The sequence below is a fragment of the Streptococcus sp. X13SY08 genome (assembly GCF_001182825.2).
Taxonomy (GTDB): Bacteria; Bacillota; Bacilli; order Lactobacillales; family Streptococcaceae; genus Streptococcus.
Genome location: NZ_LFYO02000002.1, coordinates 854,973 through 878,774, shown reverse-complemented (window position 1 = coordinate 878,774; position 23,802 = coordinate 854,973). Strand labels below are relative to the sequence as shown.

Genomic DNA, 23,802 nt, shown 5'->3' with positions numbered 1-23,802 from the left:
ATTTTACTATGTGAGAGGCTATTCAGTAGTAATTGACATACTCCATTTTGTAAATTGAATAGAAAAAGAGTTTGAAACAACTTGGTTTCAAACTCCTTTGGGTTATTTATTTTTGTGCAGATTTGATGAGAATGTTTCCAGAAGAAGTCATGACTGCTCGAAGTTCTTTTTGATTTGGATTTTCTAGATAAAAATCTGTGATGGCGTCTTCAATCTGATCTTGCATAGTACGACGAAGTGGGCGTGCTCCCATTTTTGGATCGTAGCCCAAGTCAACCAATTTTTCTTTGACTTTATCAGTGACATGAAGGTGGATGTCGTTGGTTGCTAAGCGTTTATTGACATCTTCCAGCATGAGATCTACGATTTGAAGAAGATTTTCTTTGCTAAGAGGCTGGAATTCGATGATGCCATCAAAGCGGTTCATGAATTCAGGGCTGAAGAAGTTGCCTAATTGTCCTAAGACCGAATTGGTTCGTCCTTCGCGTGCGGCCCCAAAGCCAACAGATGCTTCCGCTTTGCCCGTTCCAGCATTGGAAGTCATGATGATAATCGTATCTTCAAAGCTAACAGTTCGACCTTGACCATCCGTCAAGCGTCCATCATCCAAGACTTGAAGGAACATGTGCATGACATCAGGATGAGCTTTTTCCACCTCATCCAATAGAATGAGTGAATAGGGATTACGACGGACTTTTTCAGTTAATTGACCAGCTTCTTCATAGCCGACGTATCCTGGAGGAGCTCCGACCAATTTGGCAACAGCATGTTTTTCCATGTATTCGGACATATCGAAGCGAATCATGCTATCTGCTGAGCCGAAGAGTTCGATGGCTAACTGCTTAGATAATTCTGTTTTACCGACACCAGTAGGTCCAACAAAGAGGAAGGAACCAATCGGGCGATTTGGTGTGCCAAGACCCACACGATTACGACGAATGGCTTTGGCGATTTTATCCACAGCATCATCTTGTCCGATAACATGTGTTTTCAAATCGCTGGCAAGATGGATCAGCTGACTTTGCTCTTTTTCTTTCAAATCACCGACAGGAATATTGGTTTTTTGCTCCACGATAGCTTCAATTTCCTTCTCCGTAATGAGAGGGATTTCGTCTTCATTGAGACTTGTTTTTTGCATTTCCTTGTATTTGGCAATCTGGTCACGATAGTATGCTGCTTTTTCGTAATCTTCATCACGTGTGGCTTGTGCTTTACGGTTTTCCGCATCAATCAAGCGTTGGTCAATTTCTTTTGGATCCACAAAATTAAGTGTCAAGTTCATCTTAGACCCTGCTTCGTCCAAGAGGTCAATGGCCTTGTCGGGCAAGAAACGATCTTGAATATAGCGATTAGACAAGTTGGCAGCAGCTTCGATAGCTTGGTCCGTATAGCGAACATGATGGTAATCTTGGTACTTGCTTTGAATGCCTTTTAGTATGGTAATGGTTTCTTCGACACTCGGTTCGTCTACTTTAACTGGCTGCATGCGGCGTTCCAGAGCAGCATCTTTTTCGATAATGCGATACTCATTTAGAGTGGTCGCACCCACTAGTTGTAACTCACCGCGCGCAAGAGCAGGTTTCAGGATATTTCCAGCGTCCATATTGCCATCGCCAGCAGAACCAGCGCCGACGATTTCGTGAATCTCATCAATGAAGAGAATGACTTCACGACGGTTGCGGATTTCTTCCATGAGTTTTTGCATGCGCTCTTCAAATTGTCCGCGGATACCCGTACCTTGTACTAGGCTAACTACATCTAAGCGGATGACTTCGCGTCCTTGTAATTTCTGAGGGACATCACCGTCAACAATTTTTTGAGCTAAGCCCTCAACAACAGCTGTCTTACCAACCCCAGGTTCTCCGATGAGGACGGGATTATTTTTAGTACGACGATTGAGAATTTCGATGACACGACGGATTTCCTCATCGCGACCGATAACAGGGTCAATATCACCGCGGCGGGCAATTTCTGTCACGTTGATTCCAAACTCTTCCAATAAACTATTTGGTTGCTGAGGAGCTTGTGGATGACGTGGAGGAAAGTTACCATTGCGACCACCGCCGCCTGCTTGTGTTGGAGGAGTCTGTCCATAATTTGGGTTTCCAGCAGGAGTATGGCCAGCTAGTCCGCCAATATTATTGAAGAATTCACTGAATGGATCCATATTATTTGGATTTCCCAAATCACCTAAGCCTTTCAAAATAGTATTGTTTGGATCAGTTTTCATAATTTGGTAACAATTATGACAGAGATCAACCTTTTGTTGTTTTCCATTTAGATTCGTATAAAGATGAATGGTTGCATCGTTGATTTTGCAGTTATGACATAACATAGTTGGTCCTCGTTTCTTTCAAGATTCCTTTTTTGTTAATTAGTCAAAAAAGGTCAGACACAATTTAATTATAACAAGTTTTAGGTAAAATGCAAGAATCTGCTACGCTTTTGAAGGAATATTTACAACCAAAAGTTTTGAGAAATACTAAGAAACTGGCAAAAATCAAAGACTTTTTAGCAGAAATATGGTACACTATTGCTATATAAAAATAGAGGAGTTTTGATATGGAATCACATTTGGTGAGAATTATTAGCCGCTTGGAAGCAATGGCTTCGGATGGTGGAACCTTAAAACGTAATTTTGAACGCGAAGGCGTAGTAGTTGCAGAAGTTGCTTACAGCCATGACGAAGAAAACGGCTCAGTATTTACTTTGCGTGATGTTGCTGCTCGCGAAACTTATACATTCGATAGCATTGACTTGATCGCAATGGAAATTTATGAATTGTTGTACTAAAAAGAGGCACGGAAGTGCTTTTCTTGTGTCTTTAAATGCATAAAACAAAAATTATTGCATAATTATTCTATTTGTTTTGGGGCTACTTTAATTATGGAGCTATCGTGACTCTGATTGTCGCTATTTGTGTGGTTTTTTTTGGTAGTATTTTAGGAGTATTGCTGGCTTTTGCTCAGCGTAGCCGCTTTCGTCCATTGGCTTGGTTAGCCAATATCTACATTTGGGTTTTCCGTGGGACGCCCATGGTTGTGCAGATTATGATTGCTTTTACTGTAATGCATATTGCTGCGCCAACCATTCAATTGGGAATTTTGGATGTGGATTTATCACGTTTATTGCCAGGGATTATCACTATTTCCATGAACTCAGGTGCCTATGTATCAGAGACAGTTCGTGCGGGTATCAATGCGGTGCCAAAAGGGCAATTGGAAGCCGCTTATTCATTAGGAATTCGTTCAGGACAGGCTATGCGCTTAGTCATCATGCCTCAGGCGATTAAAAATATTTTACCAGCTTTGGGAAATGAATTTATTACCATCGTAAAAGATAGTTCACTTCTGTCGACCATTGGGGTCATGGAGCTTTGGAATGGGGCAATGACGGTTCAGTCAACGACTTATGTACCTCTCACACCGCTTTTATTTGCAGCATCTTATTACTTGATCATGACTAGTATTTTGACAGTTATTATGCAATTCTTTGAAAAGACCCTCAATAAAGGAGGTCAACATGTCTGAGACACTTATTTCAATTAAAAATCTTCATAAATATTTCGGAAACAATGAAGTCCTTAAAGGGATTGATTTAGATATCGAACAAGGAGAGGTTGTGGTCATTATTGGACCTTCTGGTTCAGGGAAATCCACTTTCTTGCGGACGATGAATTTGTTGGAAGTTCCTACCAAGGGGACTATTGCTTTTGAGGGTGTGGATATCACGGATAAATCCAACGATATTTTCAAAATGCGGGAAAAAATGGGCATGGTCTTTCAACAGTTCAATCTTTTTCCAAATATGAATGTGCTGGATAATATCACCCTTTCACCGATTAAGACGAAGAAAATTTCTAAGGCACAAGCGCAGTCAATTGCCCATGATCTTTTAGGAAAAGTTGGTTTACCTGAGAAGGCTCTTGCCTATCCTCAAAGTTTGTCAGGTGGTCAGCAGCAGCGTATTGCCATTGCCCGCGGACTGGCCATGGATCCAGATGTTCTTCTCTTTGATGAGCCGACCTCTGCTTTGGATCCTGAAATGGTAGGTGAGGTGCTTGCTGTGATGCAGGATTTGGCAAAATCTGGTATGACGATGGTTATTGTGACTCATGAAATGGGATTTGCGCGTGAAGTGGCAGATCGTGTTATTTTCATGGATGGCGGGGTAATTGTGGAGCAGGGGACACCTGAGGAAGTCTTTGAATACACTAGAGAACCACGGACTAAGGACTTTTTGAGTAAGGTTTTATAAGAAAGCGAAGGAATTCGCTTTTTTTTCTGCAATCGCAAGGATATTTTGTGGACAATACCTCTATTTTTCTTAAAAAATGATATACTAGAATTATTAGAAAATTTTAATCTTGGATGACTGCGTTATGAAATGGAGGGTGGAAAATTGATTTTGCTAGATGGAAAGCTACATACTCCTTACAGGGTCATCAGTATCGATCTACCGGAGGAAAGTCAACGTCATTTGTCCAATTTGGGCTTAATTGTTGGTCGTTCATTACAGGTGATTTCAAAGACAAAAGACAGTGCGATTTTGATGTTGAAAGCCAGTCGTTTGGCTTTCGATAAAAGTATTTTACAGCAGATTGAGGTGGAAGAGGAAGCAAGGGAGGTTGCTGCGATTCCCTTATCTGAACTCAAGGTCGGTCAATCTGCTCATATCGCTGGTATCTTTGCTATGCAGGAGTCCAACTCAACCAGCTGATTCACTTCAGGGTAGCTGCGCTTGAGGATGGACAGGAGTCGCAGTTCCAGTGAAATGGCTTGACGATGTAGTCGTCTGCTCCCAGCTCAAATCCTTGGTATTGTTTTTCAATGTCCGAAACTGCAGATAAAAAGAGCGCAGGCATGGAAGAAGTCTGGCGGATGTGACGTAGTATATCAAAGCCAGAGCCATCTGGTAACATGATATCTAAAATAGCTATGTAAAGCCAGCAATTTCAAGGCTATCAGTCACCATTTTTAATATATCTGGATTATCATCCACCAACAGAATTTTTCGATCTTTTAGGGTCATATTCTCACCTCAAAAATAGTGTTTGATTGTCTTGGACGAGCCGACCAACGGATTGGATCCTAAAGCGCGGGAAGAAATTCGGAACCTCATTCGTAGTCTACCAGAACGCTTTCAGACCACTGTTATGATTTCGTCGCATGCGCTGGATGAAATTGAAAAAATGGTAACCAAGATTGGCATTATCGGGAAGCTTCTTCCTATGTGGTCAGATCAGAAGGTGGCAGGCGCGATTGAACGCTTGGTAAGGGCTGGAATTGCGGTTTATCGAGTAATGGAAGTGACCCAGTCGCTGGAAGAGCTCTTTCTTGATTTTACAGAAAGTGATAGTTTATAGGAGGAAAATATGTGGAAATTAATGAAGATTGAAATATGGAAGTATCGAGGCGTGCCCATGTTTCGACTCTTAACTCTAGCTGTGGTCATCACACTTTTGGTTTCTGCGACAGCTATTTTTCAGATAAATGATAGCAAGGAATTAGCAGATCCCATCAGCGTCTATACGGTGATGGATAGTATCGCTTTTATCAATGTCATTCTTTTGCCAACTATTTTAGCGGGAATAGCCAGTATGGCGGTGCAGCTAGAAGAGCGACATAATATGTGGAAAGTTCTAGCTAGTAGTGGTGTGGCCTACAGAGTGCTCTATCGGACAAAATTTCTTTATATCTATGCTTGCTATGTACTGATGCAGCTACTTGAGTGGGCATGCGTAGTGATTCTCCTAAGATGGCGTGGATTTACAGGGCATGTACCAGTTGAAAAATTAGTCTTCTATGGGCTGTCTATTCTTGCTATTTCTGGATGTTTACTCTTGCTACATTATGTAATTAGTCTTAAATGGAGCAATCAGTTAGTGAACCTATCTATTGCGGTGTTGGGATCTTTGATGGGAATTATCATTATATTGATATCTAAATCCCTGATGATGGTACAACCCTATAGTTGGTATGGATTTTTGATGAGTGTGCATTTTGAAAAAGTAGGAGATAGATTTGTCAAACATCTAGGAGAGATGAGTAGCTATCCTCTCAGTGCTTCATTGTTATTGGGAATTCTAGTCTATCAACTAGGAAAAAGAATGAAAGTGGGGGGAGTAAAATGATAACCTTATTAAAAATTGAATGGATGAAGTTAAAAAGGTCCCGAATTTGGCTACCCATATTCATTTTACCTTTAATTTCGGTCCTATATGGTAGTGTTAACTTTGCGGCAAATCGCTCTGTTTTACAGCGAGAGTGGCTAAGTCTGTGGACACAGGTTTATCTCTTTTATGGAGCATTTTTCTTTCCTTGTCTGATTGGCATTATCTGCGCCTATATATGGTACAGCGAACACAAGCGCAATTCCCTCAGGCTCTTACTGACGTCAGCTTTTTCACTCAGCCAGCTAATTTGGGCGAAAATGCTACTGGCATTTGGACTTGTTTTGCTATCACAAATCTATTTTTGGGTCCTTTATGGCATTAGTGGGTTGCTTTTCCAATTTGAAATGTCTTTTCCATTAGAATTGTTCTTTTGGGCATTGATAACCAGCCTCTTTTCTCTCGTTATTGTGAGTATCCAATGCTAATTTTCTCTACGGATAAAGAGTTTCGCTCCACCTGTTGCTTTGTCTATGTTACTTGGAATCGGGGGATTTGTAGTTCCCGCCCAAAATATTCTTCCTGAATAGTCTTATCTTTTAGCTAGTTCAAAATTGTCTCTCTCTATCAATCAAATGACGTCACCCCATTTAGATTTGGCAGTGGGTGTTTGGATGCGAGTATAGCCTTCTCCTTATCCTCACTTTTGTTGGATTGCAGAGACATTTTCTAAGGAAATTTTTGCGGTAGTAGCAGAACAATTCTTCCGAACGTTCGGGCGACTTTAAATAGCAACTCTAGTCAGCTTGTCTAATTTTTAGTATAATGTAGAAAAGATCTGATGAGGTGACTTATGGCATTGATTGATGGAAAAGCTTTAGCGGCGAAAATGCAAGGAAAATTAGCAGAAAAAACAGCCCAACTCAAAACAGAAACAGGCAGAGAACCAGGTTTGGTTGTGATTTTGGTCGGAGAAAACCCAGCTAGTCAGGTCTATGTGCGCAATAAGGAACGCTCAGCTTTGGCAGCAGGATTCCGCAGCGAAGTGGTGCGTGTAGAAGAGTCCATTTCAGAAGATGAGCTCTTGCAGCTGATTGACAAATACAACCAGGACCCAGAATGGCATGGTATTTTGGTGCAACTCCCTGTACCAGACCACATTGACGAGGAAAAAGTTCTCTTTGCCATCTCACCTGAAAAAGATGTGGACGGTTTCCATCCAACCAACATGGGTAAATTTTGGTCTGGTCATCCTGTCATGATTCCGTCAACTCCTGCTGGTATCATGGAAATGTTCAAGGAATACAGTGTGGAGTTAGAAGGGAAGAATGCTCTGGTCATCGGACGCTCCAATATTGTCGGTAAACCCATGGCTCAACTCTTACTAGATGCCAATGCAACAGTGACGATTGCCCATTCACGGACCAAAAAATTGGCTGAGTTGGCGCGTCAAGCGGATATTTTGGTGGTTGCTATCGGACGAGCAAAATTTGTCACAGCTGACTTTGTCAAGGAAGGTACGGTTGTCGTTGATGTCGGTATGAACCGTGATGAAAATGGTAAGCTCTGTGGCGACGTGGATTTTGCAGCGGTGGAACCTATCGCAAGTCTCATTACACCAGTTCCAGGTGGTGTGGGGCCAATGACCATTACTATGCTCATGGAACAAACTTTCAGAGCTTTTGAAGCGAGTCTGAAAGATTAAAATCAGTCTTCCGACCGATAGAAAAACTTCTTGGACAGGGTATACTAGACTCAATCCTAAATATTTTCATAATCTCCTGAAAACAGCAGCTATAAGGTTGCTGTTTTTTTGCGTGTTGACACAGATTCTCTGGTGTATTTTCCCACCTTTATACAAAAAAATGGTATAATTGTATAGATGTTCAAGAGAAAAAAGAAGGGGAGTCATGTCGGATTATTTGTCGGTCAGTCATTTGACCAAATATTTGAAATTAAAGTTTGATCGAGATCCCTATTTAGAAAAGGTCTATTTGACGGGGCAGGTTTCCAATTTCCGCAAGCGCCCGACTCATCAGTATTTTTCGCTCAAAGATGATAAGGCAGTTATTCAAGCGACGGTTTGGGCAGGTATTTACAAAAACCTTGGCTTTGATTTGGAAGAAGGGATGAAGGTCAATGTAGTGGGGCGCGTACAGCTCTATGAGCCCAGTGGATCCTATTCCATCATCATTGAAAAAATTGAACCAGATGGCATTGGGGCTCTGGCTATTCAGTTCGAGCAACTAAAAAATGCCCTTCAAAAAGAAGGTCTATTTAAGTCCGAGTTTAAGCAGGATTTGCCAAGGTTTGTCAAGAAGATTGGGGTGATTACGAGTCCAAGTGGTGCGGTCATCCAGGATATTATCACGACTGTTTCCCGCCGTTTTCCAGGCGTGGAAATTGTACTCTATCCGACCAAGGTTCAGGGACCTGGTTCTGCTGAAAATGTAGTAGAAAATATTGTGCGGGCTAATCGTCGGGATGATTTGGATGTTCTCATTGTAGGACGCGGTGGTGGTTCTATCGAAGACCTCTGGTCTTTCAATGAAGAAATCGTCGTGCGGGCCATATTTGAATCGCGACTCCCTATCATTTCCAGTGTGGGACATGAGACGGATACAACTTTGGCGGATTTCGTCGCCGATCGCAGAGCAGCAACTCCGACAGCAGCAGCTGAGCTTGCAACACCTGTGACAAAAATTGATGTCTTGCAGCACCTTCATCAACAGGAAAAACGAGCGCATAAGGCCTTGACCAATCGTATCCAATATCTGGATAGCCAATTGAAACGCATTCGTCAATCGGTCATTTTTCGTCAACCAGAACGCTTGTATGATGGTTATTTGCAAAAATTGGATCGCTTATCTAGTGGGTTGGCAGACCGAATGGTCTACCACCATCGGGAGAAAGTCCAAAAAAAAGCTCTCTTACAGCACCGCTTATTGGCTCTTGATTTGGAACAAAAAGTGGCACGGATAAGCGAGAAGGTCAGCCAGCAAGAGCGATTGCTTAGAAGCAACATGGCCAATATCTATGACAATAAGTTGGCACGTGCCGAAAAGTTGATGGAAGCCCTGATTATGCTAGATACTACGCGTATTGTGGCACGCGGCTATGCTATGGTGGAACAAGAAGGGCAAATCATCGACAGCGTAGAAAAAATAGATCAAGAAATACCACTGATCATCCGCATGCAGGATGGTCAGGTGGAAACAGAGGTAAAAAATGTCCAAAGAAAAGAAAACATTTGAAGAAAATTTGCTAGTACTGGAAGAAATTGTAACCAAATTGGAGCAAGGTGATGTTCCTTTGGAAGAGGCGCTTGCTGAATTTCAAAAAGGCGTGATCTTATCAAAAGATTTGCAAAAAACCTTGACAGAGGCTGAAAAAACACTGGTCAAAGTCATGCAAGCAGATGGTACTGAGACAGAAATGGAAGTCTAATGGAAAAGTTAGCTGGAATTGATACGGCCATTCGGCGCTATTATGCTAGTCAGGACGCTATTTCAAGTGACTTGATTGAGGCTATTTTGTATTCAGTCGATAGTGGTGGCAAGCGGATTCGTCCACTCATGCTCCTGCAAGTACTGGAAGGATTTGGTCTGGAATTGAAAGAAGCTCACTTTGATGTGGCAGCTGCGGTGGAGATGATTCATACAGGTAGCCTGATACACGATGACCTTCCTGCCATGGATGATGATGACTATCGCCGAGGACGTTTGACCAATCACAAAAAATTTGATGAAGCGACTGCTATTTTAGCAGGTGATTCGCTCTTTTTGGATGCCTATGGCTTAATAGCAGAGGCTGATTTGCCTGCAAGGATACAGGTGCGGTTGGTTCAAGCCTTATCGCGTTTTTCTGGGACTTTCGGAATGGTCGGTGGACAAAAACTTGATATGGCTGGTGAAGGTAGACGCTTGAGTTTAGAAGAATTGCAAGCCATCCATGCTGGGAAAACAGGGGCGCTCTTGACCTTTCCGTTTTTGGCAGCGGGAATTATCGCGGAGAAGGACGAGAAGATCTGTGGTCAATTAGTTCAAGCTGGTAGTTTGATTGGTCATGCTTTTCAGGTGCGCGACGATATTTTGGATGTGACGGCCACCTTTGAAGAAATCGGCAAGACGCCTCAAAAAGACTTGGTAGCTGAGAAATCAACCTATCCAAGTTTGTTTGGTTCGGACCAATCTTATCACGTCCTCAACCAAGACTTGGATCAAGCGATAGCTATTTTCCAAAAATTAGAAGAACAAGAAGGGTTTGATGCGAATCAAATTCTCCAAATGATAGAAAGGTTGAGACTTCATGCCTAAGTAAAGAGTGGATGTACTGGCTTTTAAGCAAGGGTTGTTTGAGACGCGTGAACAGGCTAAGCGTGGCGTCATGGCTGGGCTAGTGGTTAGCGTGCTCAACGGTGAGCGTTATGACAAGCCAGGTGAAAAAATTGATGAATCAACTGAACTGAAACTCAAGGGAGAAAAGCTCAAATATGTTAGCCGTGGTGGACTCAAATTAGAAAAAGCTCTGCAGGTTTTTGATATTTCAACGGAAGAGAAAACGACCATTGATATCGGGGCTTCAACGGGGGGATTCACAGATGTAATGCTGCAAAGTGGCGCCAAGTTGGTCTATGCAGTGGATGTCGGTACCAATCAACTAGTTTGGAAATTGCGTCAGGACGAGCGTGTACGTTCCATGGAACAGTACAATTTTCGTTATGCCAAAGCCTCTGATTTCACAGAAGGCTTGCCAGAGTTTGCCAGGGCGGTCAGGTTGTAGCGCTGATCAAACCTCAATTTGAAGCGGGGCGCGAAGCCATTGGCAAAAATGGTATTGTACGAGACAAGGCAGTGCACATAGCTGTTCTTAAAAAAGTAACAGATTTTGCGGTGGATTATGGATTTACAGTTAGAGGCTTAGATTTTTCACCGATTCAGGGTGGTCATGGCAATATCGAATTTTTGGCTCATTTGGAAAAATCTGCTGTAGCTGAAAATTTTGTCAGCTCTGCTATTGAACCAATCGTAGAAAAAGCACATGAGGAGTTTAAAAAAGATGAGAAAGAGTGAACGTTTACAAGTCATTAGGGACATGGTGCTGCTCTATCCAATTGATACGCAGGAAGAAATTGTTGAGCGCTTGAGGGGAATGGACATTGTGGCAACTCAAGCTACGGTGTCACGAGATATCAAGGAACTGGGGATTGTTAAGGTACCTTCAAAGGATAGTGGCTACATTTATGGTTTGCCAAAATCTTCAGCTTTGAAACATCAAATGAGTAACATTTTAGAAGTAGAAAAAATGGGCAATATGCTGAATGTGAAGTTGGTGCCGGGAAGCTCTACGGTGGTGAAACGCCATATTATCGATCGTTTTGCAGACCAGCTCTTCAGTATTATCGCAGATGATGATAGTCTCTTGATGATTGTCAAAGATGAAGAATTTTTGCCAGAATTGGAAGAAAACTTGAAAGTTTGGTAGGCTATGTTACTGGAAATTTCGATTAAAAATTTCGCTATTATCGAGGAAGTTCGTCTGGCTTTTGACAAGGGGATGACCGTTTTAACCGGGGAAACAGGTGCAGGAAAATCCATTATTATTGATGCTATGAATCTGCTCTTGGGTGCGCGTGCGACAACGGATGTCATTCGTCATGGCAAGCCAAAGGCGGAGATGGAAGGGCTCTTTTTAGTGGAGAAGGACAGAGCACTTTTTGATTATCTAGAAGAGCAAGGCATTGAAGCGACAGAAGAATTGATTATCCGTCGCGAAGTATTGGCAAATGGTCGATCTATCAGTCGGATTAATGGCCAGTTGGTTAATTTGTCTGTCTTAAAAGAAGTTGGTCAGCATTTGGTCGATATCCACGGTCAGCATGATCAGGAAGAACTGATGAAAGGTCAGCATCATATTGGACTGCTGGATTCCTTCGGTCAGGAAGATTTTTGGAATTTAAAATCAGACTACCAAGCTGCTTTTGAGACCTATCGGACCATTCGCAAACTGGTCTTGGACAAGCAAAAAAATGAGCAAGAGCACAAAGCGCGGATTGAAATGCTGGAGTTTCAAATGGCAGAGATAGAAGCGGCTGCGCTCCAAAGTCAGGAAGACCTGAACTTGATGAAAGAGCGAGAAAAATTGCTCAACCACAAGCAAATTGCAGATACACTGACCATGACATGGAAAGTTTGGAAGAATACGATGTTGAGTATAAGGAAATAGCTAGTAGCCTGAGCGATTCTTATTACGTTTTAGAAGATGTGACCAAGCGTTTGGGTGATCTCTTGGATGATATGGACTTTGATGGCAATCGTCTCTTGCAGGTGGAATCACGTTTGGATTTGATTCATTCAATTACGCGAAAATACGGTGGTACCGTGGATGATGTCCTCCATTATTTCTCCAAAATCACAGACGAATACAATCATCTGACGGGCGCAGATTTATCGGAACAGGATTTGGAAAGCCAACTTAAATCAGCCGAGTATGCCTTGGTAGAATTAGCTGGAAAACTGAGTCAAGAACGCCATCGTTTAGCAACTGTACTGGAGGAAGAGATTCGCCAGGAATTACAAGATTTGTACATGGAGAAAGCACGTTTTCAGGTACAATTTTCAAAGGCAAAATTTAGCCGTCAGGGAAACGAACAGATTGAGTTTTGTCTCGCCTTATGCTGGCCATCAAATCTGCCTTTTCGCGTCGTGAAGATAAAACGTCTATCGTTTTTGATGAAGTTGATACAGGTGTTTCTGGCCGTGTTGCGCAAGCCATTGCCCAAAAAATATATAAAATCGGACAACATGGTCAAGTGCTTGCTATTTCGCATTTACCTCAGGTTATCGCCATCGCCGATCATCAATTTTTCATAGAAAAAGTGTCTGATGAAGCGAGCACCGTGTCTCGTGTCCGATTGCTGGCAATGGATGAACGTGTAGAAGAAATTGCAAAAATGCTGGCTGGGGATCAGGTGTCAGAGGCAGCTCGTACTCAGGCTAGAGAATTATTGGCAAAATAAGAGTGAGACAAAAAAGTCTCGAGTAGAGATGTTTTTCATGAACTGTAGCAAGTCTGGTGAACCATTTCGTTTGGGAATGAAATGAGTTTTTCTTAAAACTTTTGTTCAAAGTTGGGAACATGATTTGTTAATGCTAGGTACTTTCAATAAAATCTTAAAAAATGAGTGTGGAACTCTTTTTGGCTTCAACTCATTGATCATCACTTTGCTGAGAAAGGAATCATCGTGACAGAAAAAGAAGAGCAGATTTTGCATCAAACTGAGCAATTTGTCCAAGAGAAATTAACCGGTGAAGCTAGCGGACATGATTGGTGGCATATTGGGCGTGTGCGCAATTTAGCTAAGAGAATAGCAACAGAAGAAGGAGCGGACTCTTTCGTTTGTCAATTAACTGCGCTCTTGCATGATATAGCCGATGAGAAAATTGCAGGAACAGAAGAAGCGGGGTTAGCTCAGGTACAAGCATGGCTCGATGAGCAAGAAGTAGAGCACTCTGTGCAAGAAACTGTTCTTCACATTATCAAACACATGTCCTACAAAGGCGGGACACAGCTAGATGTTCAGTTAACCTTAGAAGGTCAGGTTGTGCAGGATGCAGACCGTTTGGATGCCATCGGGGCTATCGGCATAGCTAGGACCATGGCGTTTTCAGGTAATAAGGGACGTCTGATTCATGATCCCAACTTGACTGTGCGAGAAAATATGACGCAAAAGAGTTGATGAACACTGAGACGGCTAAAAAACTAGCAGCGGAGCGGCATGTCTTTCTTGAAAACTACCTAGAACAATTCTATGCAGAATGGGAAGGAAAGCGCTAGCTAAATTGATAAATGCTTACCCCAACCATTTCCATTTTTTCAATTCTTTGATATAATGGAGAAGATCAGACTAGAAAGAAAAAGTAGGAAGAGATATGACGACTATTAAAATCGTAACGGACTCAAGTACCACTATTGAACCAGAATTGGTAGCAGAATTGGGGATTACAGTTATTCCACTCTCTGTCATGGTGGACGGAGTTGTCTATTCAGATAATGATTTGGAAGAAGGTCAATTTTTGCAGCTCATGCGCACTAGCAAGGCACTTCCAAAAACAAGTCAGCCACCAGTTGGTTTGTTTGCAGAAATGTTCTCTGATCTTGCTAGCGATGGTAGCCAAATCATTTCTATTCACTTGTCACATGCCCTATCTGGTACTGTAGAAGCTGCCCGGCAGGGGGCGACCTTGTCTGGTGCAGATGTGACGGTAATTGACTCAAGCTTTACAGACCAAGCAGCTAAGTTTCAAGTGGTTGAGGCGGCTCGTATGGCAAAAGCTGGCGCTACAAAAGAAGAGATTCTTACGGCTATAGAACGAGTGAAAGACAAGACAGAGCTTTATATCGGTGTTTCTACTCTTGAAAACCTAGTTAAAGGTGGTCGTATCGGTCGCGTGACGGGGCTCCTGAGTTCCCTTCTCAATATACGTGTCATTATGCAAATGAAAGACCACCAGCTCAATCCGATTGTCAAAGGACGTGGAGCGAAAACGTTCAAAAAATGGTTGGACGAATTTATCGACGATCTGTCCGATAAGAAAGTTGCTGAATTAGGAATTTCTTACGCAGGGACTCCTGCCTTTGCTCAGGAAATTAAAGACAAGTTGCAAGCATACGTGCCACAACCTATTTCAATTTTAGAGACCGGCTCTATTATCCAGACTCACACGGGTGAAGATGCTTGGGCGATTTTAGTACGCTATGAATAATCGAACATTATTACAGGTGCTGGTCATCTTTTTTGCCAGCCTTTTGGCTTTTATTTTCTTTTTTCAGCTTTTGGTGCCAATAGCTGAGCCAGTCCTCACCAAGAAGGATTATGAAGTGGCTAAGCCTAGTCAAGTTCATTATGTAGCCTTGGGAGACTCCCTTACTCAAGGTGTGGGGGATGTGACAGGACAAGGTGGCTTTGTTCCCTTGCTATCTCAAAGCTTGACAAATGAATATGGTTACCTTATGACGACCAATAATTATGGTGTTTCTGGGAATACCAGCAAGCAAATTCTCAAACGCATGAAAGAAGATCCAGAAATTGGGACCAGTCTCAAAGATGCTCAGTTGATGACCCTAACTGTTGGAGGCAATGACCTGCGTAAGGTTATTTTGGACAATATTCTAGATTTAGAAGTAGCTACTTTTGACCAACCGCAAAAAGACTACAGCCATCGTCTGGAAAGAATTATTAATCTAGCTCGGAAGGACAACCCTGATTTATCGATTTATATCTTAATTGGAATCAGACGACGGAAGAGACAATTAAAGGCAAAGACAGGGTTTATTTTGTACCTATCAATGACTTACTCTATCGCGGTTTAAACGGTCAGGAAGCTATCACAGAAGCTGGAGAGTCAGGCGGGCGGGTACTCAATAATCTTCTCTATGAAGAGGATCATTTTCATCCCAATAATACCGGCTATGAAATCATGAAAGAAGCAATAATGGAGAAAATTCGTGAAACAAAACAAGAGTGGACAAATAAATAGACCCAAAAATGGTTGGAAATGGGCATTTTTACTTTTACTGTCCAGTATTATGGCGCTCGGCATTGTCCTATTTGACCGCATTCAAACACCTAGGGAAGACACTAGTCGAATTGCACGTGTTGAGACGGAGGCAGATACAAAAATAGGGACTTTTTCTACGACTCGTAGCCAGTTAAATGATACTATTGTAACCTACTTGGAGTCCTATCAGACGGATCAATTTTCTTACAAACTGTACGCAACGAACCAGTTTATGCTGTTTGAAGGGATCTATGAACTTTTAGGGGCTCGGATTCCCTTATATATCTATTTTCAACCCAGTAAGTTAGAAGATGGAAGTGTTCTTTTGCGTGTTTCTGAAATTTCAGTCGGTACTCTTTCCTTACCTCGTAAAGAAGTTTTTAATTATCTCAAAAAACATTATAAGTTCCCCTATTTTGTTACTCTGGATGAAGAAAAAGCTACTGTACATGTGCAATTAAATGAAATCAAAAATAGTCTAAAAATATATGTAAAAGCCAATACGATTGACCTTTACAATGACCAGATTATTTTCGACATTTATAGAAAAAAATAGGAAAAAGATGTGCTAAAACTTGACCAATTCAAGTTTTTTAGGTAAGATAAGAGAGTGAGTAATAACTCAGAAAATTATTGGAGGACTTAGCAAAATGGCTAATAAACAAGATTTGATCGCAAAAGTTGCAGAAGCAACTTCATTGACTAAAAAAGACTCAGCAGCAGCAGTTGATGCAGTATTTGCAGCAGTAGCTGACTGCCTTTCAGCTGGTGAAAAAGTTCAGTTGATTGGCTTTGGTAACTTCGAAGTTCGCGAACGTGCAGCTCGTACAGGTCGCAACCCACAAACTGGTGCAGAAATCACTATCGCTGCATCAAAAGTTCCAGCGTTCAAAGCTGGTAAAGCCCTCAAAGACGCAGTTAAATAAGGCGGTAAGTCAGAAATCTTTGATTTCGTAGACGTACTCTGTCAGGAATGCTAGGTTTCTCACAGTTTCTCGGAACAAAGAGAGACCAGTAGTCCATGACGAAAACGTCAAAAAGACCCATCTTATCAAGGTTTCTCCTTGGTGATGGGTCTTTTTGTCACGGTTTCAAGTGTTGGAAACTGGAATTGGTAGGTTAGAAGTGGGACAAAAAATGAGTGGTTTCTAGCCTTGCAAAGCTTAATTACTTGAGAGGTAAGTATTTTGAATGTCTAAATACTGAAGGAAGTGACTCATTTTGCCTTAAAACCAAACAAAAGGCCAGTTCTGGAGTGAACTGGTCTTTCAGGAGATTTATGAAAAATTTAGGATACACTTACAGTATAAAGAAAAATACTCTCTTTGCCATCAGTCTGAGGGCTGATTTTACAACTCTCACTGTTTATGCTAGGATAATAAATTGTGAGGAGAACATCATGAATATTCGCCGTGCCTAATTATCTGATATTCCCGTATTGAATGCTTTATTACAAGAGGTTTTACAGGTCCACCATACTGCACGCCCCGATTTGTTTTCTGCTAGTGGGCAGAAATTTTCTCAAAAACAACTGGAGATGTTGCTCAAAGATGATAGCAAGAACGTATTTGTTTATGAGAAGAATGGGCAGGTTCTCGGTCATCTTTTTTGTGAGGTTATCGAGCTGGATAGTACCATTCTGGAGCCTGTCAAGACTCTCTTTATTGATGATTTATGTGTGACTACCACTGCGCGTGGTCAAAAAATCGGTGAAAAACTCTATGATTTCACTGTAAACTATGCTAAGAAAATCGGCTGCCACAACTTGACTTTAGATGTTTGGAATGACAACCAAGGAGCTCTGCGGTTTTACGAGCGGATGGGAATGCAGCCTCAGAAGGTTAGAATGGAAATTCGGTTATAAGAAAATACCCTAAGGATTAGAAATCATTTCTATTCCTTGGGGTATTTGCTTTTTGTTAGACGCTACGGTTCGTGTACTCTTCGAAATGGTCAACAGTATTATTGTCTGTTACCGCCATAATCAGTTCATCTTCTTTAAAGATATAATCTGGGGAGAGTTGAATATTGAGCTCTTTGGTATATTTATTACGGTAGCCAATAATATTCAACATGTAGTTTTGACGCAACTTAAGTTGTGCCAAATTTTTACCAATCCATTTTGCAGGTGGCTGAAATTCCACAATCGTCACATGCTCATCCAATTCGATCAATTCAGTAGTATCATTGTGAAGAAGATGTTTTGCGAGTGAAATACCAGTTTCACGCTCAGGAGAGATTACTTTATCAGCACCGATTTTCAAGAGAACTTCGCGGGTTGTCTTACTCTTAGCTTTGGCAATGACTTTTGGAACACCGAGTGCTTTACAGTGCAGCACAGCAAGAACGCTCGATTCCAAGTTGTTTCCCGTTGCGATAACAACTGTGTCGCAGGCACCGATACCAGCAGAACGAAGTAAATCTTTATCTGTAATGTCACCGATAACACCACGTGTCAAGATGGCTTCTAATTGATTGATTTGCGATTCGTGGTTGTCAACAGCGATGATGTTGCTGTTGTATTTGCAGAGGGTTTTTGCGATGCTGGTACCAAATACGCCAAGGCCCAGAATCCCAATCGTTTGAGTAGGCATAAATTCTCCTTTAGACAATCATGGATGATTTTGAATAATGTAAGGTATCTTCTTTAGCAGGATTTCTCCGGGAAAGTCCCATCAAAATGGACATTGGACCAATTCGACCGAAGAACATAAGAAACATGATAATGAGTTGGCTAGCCTGCGTGAGGTTTGGCGTTAAATTCGCCGTTACTCCAACAGTTGCTAGAGCAGACATCACTTCAAAAATCAGGTGAATCAGAGGAATGGTTGGGTCGGTCACGCTGATGGCAAGAAGTCCGAAAATGAAAGTCATGGTAAAGACACTAAAGACTGCGAAGGCTTTTCGGATTGTCAAAGTATCAATGGTCCGTGACATGAAATTAGTATAAGGAAGTCCTAAAATTTCACTGCGTGCGAAGAGGATAATCGTCAAGAAAGCGGTGATTTTTAGACCACCTGCTGTACCACCTGGCGCTCCTCCAAGAAACATTTGAAAGACGTAGAGTAGAAGAGTAACAGGGTTTGCCTTGGTGTAATCAATTGTCGCAAAACCTGCTGTCCGCATGGTAACCGTTTGGAAAAAACTAGCTAAAATTTTCTCAATAAAGGATAGATGTCCGATGGTTCCAGAATTATTGAATTCTGTCAGTAAAGTAATCAAGGTTCCAGCACTCAATATGAGGGCGGTCATGCTTAGCACGACCTTAGTATGGAAGTGAAGCTTGCGGACTTGCCTTTTTTTCTTGAATTGGGTTTGAATATCAAACCAAACAGAAAAGCCAAGCCCTCCCATGATAATTAAGGCGGGAATCACCAAGTTAATGAGTGGGTTGTCAATGTAATTGACCAAGCTAACTGAACCGATATTGTCAAAACCAGCATTACAGAAGGCTGAAATGGCTAAAAAGAGAGAGGTAAATAAGCCTTTCGACCAGCCAAATTCTTGTACAAAACGAAATGCTAGTAAGATAGCGCCGAGTAGCTCAACAGTGAAAGTAAATTGAAAGACAGAAAGGATAAAGTTAGGGAAATCCCTCGTGTCATCTCGACTGAGACTTTCTTGGAGCGTTGCCATATTGACAAAACTCAATTTACGTCTAGCCCTTAAAGAAAATAGACCAATAAAACTAATTAAGCTCAATCCACCGATCTGGATTAAAATCATAGAAATAATTTGTCCAAATGTAGAGTAGGTTTCTGCGACTGGAACGGTAAATAATCCTGTCACACAGACCATGGAAATGGTTGTAAACAAGTGGTCCCAATAGGTAGCTTGTGAACTAGTGAGTTGAGAAATTGGTAAGCTTAGTAGAATTGATCCGATGAAAATAACAGCTATAAAGCTCAATATAATCCGCTGTGATGCGGTTAATTTTGCATGTAAGAAAGACATGATCTCCTCTTCTTTTAATTGAATATGAAGATATTGTAACATATTCTGGAGAAAAAAAAAGAAGAAAGGGCTAACGCACCCTTATTTGTATCGGCATGGATTTAATCTTTATGAAACTGGTCATAGTAGCGTGTAAAATTTCCAAAAAGAAAACCACAAATCACGGAAAATCCTATTGTCTGTAGCAGATTGGATGTCAATTATATGTGACATGATTTTTTTAAAAAGTTTATATCAGCTGATTTAAGCTGGTTTTTTGGAATTGTGGTATAATGATAAAATATGACAAAGGAATTTAATCATACAAGCGTTCTCTTGCACGAGACAGTTGATTTTTTAGATATAAAGCCTGATGGCATTTATGTAGATGCAACTTTGGGTGGAGCGGGGCATAGCCAATATCTGCTTAGCCAATTAAACGAAGAGGGACATCTCTATACTTTTGATCAGGATCAGACAGCCATTGAACATGCACAGATTCGGCTAAAAGAGTATATTGAGCGGGGAATGGTGACCTTTATTAAGGATAATTTCCGCAATCTGAACGCACGTTTAGCAGAAGAAGGTGTGACAGAGATTGACGGCATTTGCTATGACTTGGGTGTCTCTAGCCCCCAATTAGATGAGCGCGAGCGTGGATTTTCTTATAAGAAAGATGCGCCGCTTGATATGCGGATGAATCGCGATCAACATTTGACGGCATATGAGGTGGTTAATGCCTATGACTACCATGATTTGGTGCGCATTTTTTTCAAATATGGTGAAGATAAATTTTCAAAACAGATTGCTCGAAAAATTGAGCAAGCACGCCAGATTAAGCCGATTGAGACGACGACAGAGCTAGCTGAAATCATCAAGTCAGCTAAGCCTGCCAAGGAGCTTAAGAAAAAAGGACATCCTGCCAAGCAGATCTTCCAATCCATTCGTATCGAGGTCAATGATGAGCTAGGTGCAGCGGACGAGTCTATCCGGCAAGCTATTGACTTGTTGGCGTTAGATGGACGAATTTCGGTCATTACCTTCCATTCTTTGGAAGATCGCTTAACCAAGCAATTGTTTAAAGAAGCTAGCACGGTAGATGTTCCAAAAGGTTTGCCATTTATTCCAGAAGACATGAAAGCGCCGCTTGAATTGGTCAATCGTAAGCCAATCCTGCCAAGTCAGGAAGAATTGGATGCCAATAATCGTGCCCATTCTGCCAAGTTACGGGTGGCTAAGAAAGTCCACAAGTAAACCAGAAGGTAGCCAAACCAACTTAAACTATGTAGGTCTGCTGGTAAGATTAAAAATCTTGTTCTTATCAAACATAAGTGAGCTGCTATCGGTATTTTCGCTTCGTTCACTCTCTCGGAGACTGATTCAGGTAGAAAGTCAAGCGAAAATAACATTTTCTTATAAGTCTGAAGTTTTGGGGTCTCGGTCCCAAAGTTTAGATGTGCTGAAATAGTTAAGTAGGCTATTCGAATCAAATCGTGCGATGGCTTTAGATTGTCCAATGGATAGTTGTACATTCCAACTAAAAATAAAATTCGAAAACTTAAGGGAAATAGCAAATGAAGACCTTCTCTTCACTCTAAAATAAAAAGAGGTTTCTATGTTACAAGATCGAAAACGCGATGCGACCATGCGCGTCCTTGAAGAAAAAATAAAGACATTTAGCCGAGTAGAAAAAGCTTTTTATGGCAGCATTGTGGCCTCAGGGCTCATTTTAGCGATCGGCATTATTTTTATGCAGACCCGACTCTTGCAAGTGCAGTCTGAAATGGCCACTGTTAATCAGGATATCAGTGCCAAACAAGTCGAAATAGATGACGCCAAACAGGCACTAAACGAATTGACTCGCAGTACTCGGATGATGGAGATTGCTGAAAAGGCAGGATTGACCTTAAATAATGACAATATTGGAGTAGCTGAATAATGCCGAGAAAACGAAATCGTATTGTACGATATGCTCTGCAAAATCGTAGTTTGCCGTCTCGCAACCGGCGACGGGTTGGGCAGAGTTTAATTTTATTATCCGTCTTTATGTTTTTTGTCTTTTTGATTAATTTTGCCACTATCACTGGTACAGACAGAAAATTTGGACAGAATCTTTCAGAAGGTGCACAGAGTGTTCACCAACAAGAAATTACAGTGCAAGCACGCCGCGGTACAATCTATGATCGCTTAGGAAAGCCTATCGCAGAAGATTCAACTACCTATACTATTTATGCCGTAATTGATAAAGACTATGTATCAGCGAACAATGAGCCGTTATTTGTGCAGGAAAGTCAGTTTGATAAAGTAGCGGATATTTTAAAGGAACGTTTAGGTTTTGAGAAGGACTATGTTATCGGTCAACTAAAACTTCCCAATTTGAATCAAATTTATTTTGGTCCTCTGGGGAAAAATATCTCCTATGGAACCATGATCGATATCCAGACAGATGCTGATAAGGCTGGGATTAAAGGAATTGCCTTTGACACCAGTCCAGGGCGCCTTTATCCAAATGGAGACTTCGCCAGCTTCTTTATCGGACTTGCTCAGTTGAAAGATAACGAGGACGGCAGTCAAAGTCTCAGTGGTCGGTCAGGTTTAGAAAATGCTCTAGATGATATCTTGTCTGGTCAAGATGGAAAAATTATCTACGAGAAAGATAGCAAAGGGCGTATTTTGCCAGGAACAGAGAATGTTCAGGCGCAGACTGTTGATGGGCAGGATGTTTACACAACCTTGTCTGCAGAGTTGCAACGATCCTTGGAATCAAATATGGATGTCTTTGATGAAAAGACAAAAGGTGTCTATGCGAATGCAACATTGATGTCTGCTAAAACAGGTGAAATTTTAGCAACCACCCAACGTCCTAGTTTTGATCCTGATACAAAAGAGGGGCTAAATGACAAAAATCTAGTGTGGCGCTCTATGCTTTTTCAAGATCAGATTGAGCCTGGTTCGACAATGAAGGTTATGACACTTGCCTCTGCAATTGATTCGGGTGTTTTTAATACTACGACCACCTATTACAATGATGAATATACCATTGCAGATGCGACCATTAAAGACTGGGGGATCAACTCAGGTGCTCGGGATGCAGAATACCTCAATTATGCTCAAGGATTTGCCTTGTCTAGTAATATTGGGATGACGCGGCTGGAACAGTCAATGGGAGACGACAAATGGTTGAATTATCTCTCTAAATTCCGCTTTGGGTATCCGACTCGTTTTGGCATGATGGATGAAGCAGGTGGGATGCTACCGGAGGATAATATCGTATCTATTGCCATGAGTTCCTTTGGTCAAGGGATCAATGCCACACAAGTGCAAATGCTTCGTGCGTTTTCAGCGATTGGCAATAACGGTGCTATGTTAGAGCCTAAATTTGTGTCAGCTCTCTACGATCCAAATGCTAATTCCGTTCGTCTTTCGCAACCAGAAGTGGCGGGACATCCAGTATCAGAAAAAGCAGCCGAGGAGACGAGAAAGTACATGATTACGGTGGGGACGGATCCTTACTATGGAACTCTCTATTCAAGATCAGCAGGTGGCGCAGTTATTCAAGTATATGGCTATAATGTAGCTGTCAAGTCTGGTACTGCTCAAATTCCAAAACCAGGCGGCGGTGGGTACATGGAAGGTCCGAACGACTATATCAACTCAGTTGTTGCCATGGTTCCAGCTGAAGATCCAGAATTTATCATGTATGTCACACTACAACAACCTCAATCCTTTTCTATACTTAGCTGGCAAGATATTGTGAATCCTGTATTGAAAGAAGCGATGCTGCTGAAAGACAGTTTGAATTTAACAGCAGCCTCTCCAAATCTGGTAGGGATTGCACAAGAAACGACTTATTCTTTGGACAAGGTGATTGGACAAGTGCCTGGTCCAACAGCTGATGAATTGCGTCGGAATCTGGTGCAACCAATTGTATTGGGGAATGGTCCAGAAATCATAAAGGCTTCCTTTAAAAAAGGCGAAAACCTGGCTAGCAACCAGCAAGTGTTGCTGTTGACGAGCAACTTTTCTGAGGTTCCAGATATGTATGGTTGGACCAAGGAAAATGTTGATTTATTTAGCAAATGGCTGGATATAGATATCGTTTATGAAGGCGTAGGGGCTCGCGCGATTAAGCAAAGTGTCAAGACAGGGACTGGTCTTGACAAAACGAAAAAAATTACTATTACTTTAGGAGATTGA

At 41.7% G+C, this 23,802-nt stretch carries 21 protein-coding genes and 6 pseudogenes; 23 read left to right on the top strand and 4 right to left on the bottom strand.

Translation table 11 applies throughout. The annotated features are described in order from the left end of the window. Nucleotides 1–106: 106 nt before the first annotated feature. Nucleotides 107–2,335, bottom strand: a complete 2,229-nt coding sequence (locus AEX56_RS05135; RefSeq protein WP_049618130.1) for an ATP-dependent Clp protease ATP-binding subunit — start codon at nucleotides 2,333–2,335, stop codon at nucleotides 107–109. A gap of 227 nt (nucleotides 2,336–2,562) precedes the next feature. Between AEX56_RS05135 and AEX56_RS05130 the strand changes: the two genes are divergently transcribed. From AEX56_RS05130 to AEX56_RS05115, 4 genes are all read left to right on the top strand, one after another. Next, the gene (locus AEX56_RS05130; RefSeq protein ID WP_049618129.1) at nucleotides 2,563–2,793 is read left to right on the top strand and encodes a DUF1797 family protein; all 231 of its coding nucleotides are present in this window, start codon (nucleotides 2,563–2,565) and stop codon (nucleotides 2,791–2,793) included. Nucleotides 2,794–2,864: 71 nt separating this feature from the next. Then, nucleotides 2,865–3,530, top strand: a complete 666-nt coding sequence (locus AEX56_RS05125) for an amino acid ABC transporter permease (RefSeq protein ID WP_049618128.1) — start codon at nucleotides 2,865–2,867, stop codon at nucleotides 3,528–3,530. Beyond that, on the top strand, nucleotides 3,523–4,257 hold the full coding sequence (locus AEX56_RS05120; RefSeq protein WP_049618127.1) for an amino acid ABC transporter ATP-binding protein: 735 nt from the start codon (nucleotides 3,523–3,525) through the stop codon (nucleotides 4,255–4,257). The genes AEX56_RS05125 and AEX56_RS05120 overlap by 8 nt, the downstream gene beginning before the upstream one ends. 129 nt (nucleotides 4,258–4,386) lie before the next feature. Beyond that, nucleotides 4,387–4,719 (top strand): ferrous iron transport protein A, encoded by a 333-nt coding sequence (locus AEX56_RS05115; RefSeq protein WP_053093934.1) that lies wholly within the window; start codon nucleotides 4,387–4,389, stop codon nucleotides 4,717–4,719. Here the strand turns inward: AEX56_RS05115 and AEX56_RS08245 are convergent. Beyond that, a pseudogene (locus AEX56_RS08245) lies at nucleotides 4,695–5,031 on the bottom strand (response regulator transcription factor); the annotation flags it as partial. The gene AEX56_RS05115 and the pseudogene AEX56_RS08245 overlap by 25 nt on opposite strands. 22 nt (nucleotides 5,032–5,053) lie before the next feature. On the opposite strand from AEX56_RS08245, the pseudogene AEX56_RS05110 reads away from it, so the two are divergent. The 16 genes and pseudogenes from AEX56_RS05110 to AEX56_RS05035 all read left to right on the top strand — a co-directional run. After that, nucleotides 5,054–5,365, top strand: a pseudogene (locus AEX56_RS05110) (ABC transporter ATP-binding protein); the annotation flags it as partial. A gap of 9 nt (nucleotides 5,366–5,374) precedes the next feature. Beyond that, nucleotides 5,375–6,133: an ABC transporter permease gene (locus AEX56_RS05105; RefSeq protein WP_049618126.1), complete on the top strand. Its 759-nt coding sequence runs from the start codon at nucleotides 5,375–5,377 to the stop codon at nucleotides 6,131–6,133. Then, nucleotides 6,130–6,600 (top strand): ABC transporter permease, encoded by a 471-nt coding sequence (locus AEX56_RS08995; RefSeq protein WP_330218251.1) that lies wholly within the window; start codon nucleotides 6,130–6,132, stop codon nucleotides 6,598–6,600. Before AEX56_RS05105 ends, AEX56_RS08995 begins: the two co-directional genes overlap by 4 nt. A gap of 365 nt (nucleotides 6,601–6,965) precedes the next feature. Then, the gene (locus tag AEX56_RS05095; protein WP_049618125.1) at nucleotides 6,966–7,817 is read left to right on the top strand and encodes a bifunctional methylenetetrahydrofolate dehydrogenase/methenyltetrahydrofolate cyclohydrolase; all 852 of its coding nucleotides are present in this window, start codon (nucleotides 6,966–6,968) and stop codon (nucleotides 7,815–7,817) included. A 205-nt stretch (nucleotides 7,818–8,022) separates the two neighbouring features. After that, nucleotides 8,023–9,366: an exodeoxyribonuclease VII large subunit gene (gene xseA / locus AEX56_RS05090; protein ID WP_049618124.1), complete on the top strand. Its 1,344-nt coding sequence runs from the start codon at nucleotides 8,023–8,025 to the stop codon at nucleotides 9,364–9,366. Continuing rightward, the gene (locus tag AEX56_RS05085) at nucleotides 9,341–9,559 is read left to right on the top strand and encodes an exodeoxyribonuclease VII small subunit (protein WP_049618123.1); all 219 of its coding nucleotides are present in this window, start codon (nucleotides 9,341–9,343) and stop codon (nucleotides 9,557–9,559) included. Before xseA ends, AEX56_RS05085 begins: the two co-directional genes overlap by 26 nt. Next, nucleotides 9,559–10,428 (top strand): polyprenyl synthetase family protein, encoded by an 870-nt coding sequence (locus tag AEX56_RS05080; RefSeq protein WP_049618122.1) that lies wholly within the window; start codon nucleotides 9,559–9,561, stop codon nucleotides 10,426–10,428. The genes AEX56_RS05085 and AEX56_RS05080 overlap by 1 nt, the downstream gene beginning before the upstream one ends. Nucleotides 10,429–10,435: 7 nt before the next feature. Continuing rightward, nucleotides 10,436–11,184, top strand: a pseudogene (locus tag AEX56_RS05075) (TlyA family RNA methyltransferase). Beyond that, nucleotides 11,171–11,596, top strand: coding sequence for an arginine repressor (locus tag AEX56_RS05070; protein WP_049618121.1), 426 nt, complete (start codon nucleotides 11,171–11,173; stop codon nucleotides 11,594–11,596). Before AEX56_RS05075 ends, AEX56_RS05070 begins: the two are co-directional and overlap by 14 nt. Nucleotides 11,597–11,599: 3 nt before the next feature. Further along, a pseudogene (locus tag AEX56_RS05065) lies at nucleotides 11,600–13,130 on the top strand (DNA repair protein RecN). A 222-nt stretch (nucleotides 13,131–13,352) separates the two neighbouring features. After that, a pseudogene (locus AEX56_RS05060) lies at nucleotides 13,353–13,948 on the top strand (HD domain-containing protein). A gap of 95 nt (nucleotides 13,949–14,043) precedes the next feature. Continuing rightward, nucleotides 14,044–14,877: a DegV family protein gene (locus AEX56_RS05055; RefSeq protein WP_049618120.1), complete on the top strand. Its 834-nt coding sequence runs from the start codon at nucleotides 14,044–14,046 to the stop codon at nucleotides 14,875–14,877. Continuing rightward, a pseudogene (locus AEX56_RS05050) lies at nucleotides 14,870–15,651 on the top strand (GDSL-type esterase/lipase family protein). The gene AEX56_RS05055 and the pseudogene AEX56_RS05050 overlap by 8 nt, the downstream one beginning before the upstream one ends. After that, nucleotides 15,620–16,228, top strand: a complete 609-nt coding sequence (locus AEX56_RS05045; RefSeq protein ID WP_049618119.1) for a YpmS family protein — start codon at nucleotides 15,620–15,622, stop codon at nucleotides 16,226–16,228. Before AEX56_RS05050 ends, AEX56_RS05045 begins: the two are co-directional and overlap by 32 nt. A 94-nt stretch (nucleotides 16,229–16,322) precedes the next feature. Then, entirely contained in the window at nucleotides 16,323–16,598 is a 276-nt protein-coding gene (locus AEX56_RS05040; RefSeq protein WP_049618118.1) for an HU family DNA-binding protein, read from the top strand. A 503-nt stretch (nucleotides 16,599–17,101) separates the two neighbouring features. Next, the gene (locus AEX56_RS05035) at nucleotides 17,102–17,536 is read left to right on the top strand and encodes a GNAT family N-acetyltransferase (protein ID WP_236683004.1); all 435 of its coding nucleotides are present in this window, start codon (nucleotides 17,102–17,104) and stop codon (nucleotides 17,534–17,536) included. A gap of 55 nt (nucleotides 17,537–17,591) precedes the next feature. On the opposite strand, the gene AEX56_RS05030 is transcribed toward AEX56_RS05035, so the two are convergent. Together AEX56_RS05030 and AEX56_RS05025 are read right to left on the bottom strand one after the other, a co-directional pair. Continuing rightward, entirely contained in the window at nucleotides 17,592–18,266 is a 675-nt protein-coding gene (locus AEX56_RS05030; protein WP_049618117.1) for a potassium channel family protein, read from the bottom strand. A gap of 10 nt (nucleotides 18,267–18,276) precedes the next feature. After that, a complete protein-coding gene (locus tag AEX56_RS05025) occupies nucleotides 18,277–19,626 on the bottom strand; it encodes a TrkH family potassium uptake protein (RefSeq protein WP_049618116.1) in 1,350 nt (449 codons plus the stop codon). Nucleotides 19,627–19,908: 282 nt separating this feature from the next. On the opposite strand from AEX56_RS05025, the gene rsmH reads away from it, so the two are divergent. The 3 genes from rsmH (at nucleotide 19,909) to pbp2x (ending at nucleotide 23,802) form a co-directional block, all read left to right on the top strand. Continuing rightward, a complete protein-coding gene (rsmH, locus tag AEX56_RS05020) occupies nucleotides 19,909–20,859 on the top strand; it encodes a 16S rRNA (cytosine(1402)-N(4))-methyltransferase RsmH (protein WP_049618115.1) in 951 nt (316 codons plus the stop codon). 361 nt (nucleotides 20,860–21,220) lie between these two features. Beyond that, nucleotides 21,221–21,544 carry a cell division protein FtsL gene (gene ftsL, locus AEX56_RS05015; protein WP_049618114.1) on the top strand — a complete coding sequence of 108 codons (324 nt, stop codon included), beginning with the start codon at nucleotides 21,221–21,223 and terminating at the stop codon, nucleotides 21,542–21,544. Further along, nucleotides 21,544–23,802: a penicillin-binding protein PBP2X gene (pbp2x, locus tag AEX56_RS05010; RefSeq protein WP_049618113.1), complete on the top strand. Its 2,259-nt coding sequence runs from the start codon at nucleotides 21,544–21,546 to the stop codon at nucleotides 23,800–23,802. The genes ftsL and pbp2x overlap by 1 nt, the downstream gene beginning before the upstream one ends.

What these genes read in the sequence shown, in the direction of transcription:
- AEX56_RS05135 (WP_049618130.1), bottom strand. Translation starts at nt 2,335, where the DNA reads ATGTTATGTCATAACTGCAAAATCAACGATGCAACCATTCATCTTTAT.
- AEX56_RS05130 (WP_049618129.1), top strand. Translation starts at nt 2,563, where the DNA reads ATGGAATCACATTTGGTGAGAATTATTAGCCGCTTGGAAGCAATGGCT.
- AEX56_RS05120 (WP_049618127.1), top strand. Translation starts at nt 3,523, where the DNA reads ATGTCTGAGACACTTATTTCAATTAAAAATCTTCATAAATATTTCGGA.
- AEX56_RS05115 (WP_053093934.1), top strand. Translation starts at nt 4,387, where the DNA reads ATGGAGGGTGGAAAATTGATTTTGCTAGATGGAAAGCTACATACTCCT.
- AEX56_RS05105 (WP_049618126.1), top strand. Translation starts at nt 5,375, where the DNA reads ATGTGGAAATTAATGAAGATTGAAATATGGAAGTATCGAGGCGTGCCC.
- AEX56_RS08995 (WP_330218251.1), top strand. Translation starts at nt 6,130, where the DNA reads ATGATAACCTTATTAAAAATTGAATGGATGAAGTTAAAAAGGTCCCGA.
- AEX56_RS05095 (WP_049618125.1), top strand. Translation starts at nt 6,966, where the DNA reads ATGGCATTGATTGATGGAAAAGCTTTAGCGGCGAAAATGCAAGGAAAA.
- xseA (WP_049618124.1), top strand. Translation starts at nt 8,023, where the DNA reads ATGTCGGATTATTTGTCGGTCAGTCATTTGACCAAATATTTGAAATTA.
- AEX56_RS05085 (WP_049618123.1), top strand. Translation starts at nt 9,341, where the DNA reads ATGTCCAAAGAAAAGAAAACATTTGAAGAAAATTTGCTAGTACTGGAA.
- AEX56_RS05080 (WP_049618122.1), top strand. Translation starts at nt 9,559, where the DNA reads ATGGAAAAGTTAGCTGGAATTGATACGGCCATTCGGCGCTATTATGCT.
- AEX56_RS05070 (WP_049618121.1), top strand. Translation starts at nt 11,171, where the DNA reads ATGAGAAAGAGTGAACGTTTACAAGTCATTAGGGACATGGTGCTGCTC.
- AEX56_RS05055 (WP_049618120.1), top strand. Translation starts at nt 14,044, where the DNA reads ATGACGACTATTAAAATCGTAACGGACTCAAGTACCACTATTGAACCA.
- AEX56_RS05040 (WP_049618118.1), top strand. Translation starts at nt 16,323, where the DNA reads ATGGCTAATAAACAAGATTTGATCGCAAAAGTTGCAGAAGCAACTTCA.
- AEX56_RS05030 (WP_049618117.1), bottom strand. Translation starts at nt 18,266, where the DNA reads ATGCCTACTCAAACGATTGGGATTCTGGGCCTTGGCGTATTTGGTACC.
- AEX56_RS05025 (WP_049618116.1), bottom strand. Translation starts at nt 19,626, where the DNA reads ATGTCTTTCTTACATGCAAAATTAACCGCATCACAGCGGATTATATTG.
- rsmH (WP_049618115.1), top strand. Translation starts at nt 19,909, where the DNA reads ATGACAAAGGAATTTAATCATACAAGCGTTCTCTTGCACGAGACAGTT.
- ftsL (WP_049618114.1), top strand. Translation starts at nt 21,221, where the DNA reads ATGTTACAAGATCGAAAACGCGATGCGACCATGCGCGTCCTTGAAGAA.
- pbp2x (WP_049618113.1), top strand. Translation starts at nt 21,544, where the DNA reads ATGCCGAGAAAACGAAATCGTATTGTACGATATGCTCTGCAAAATCGT.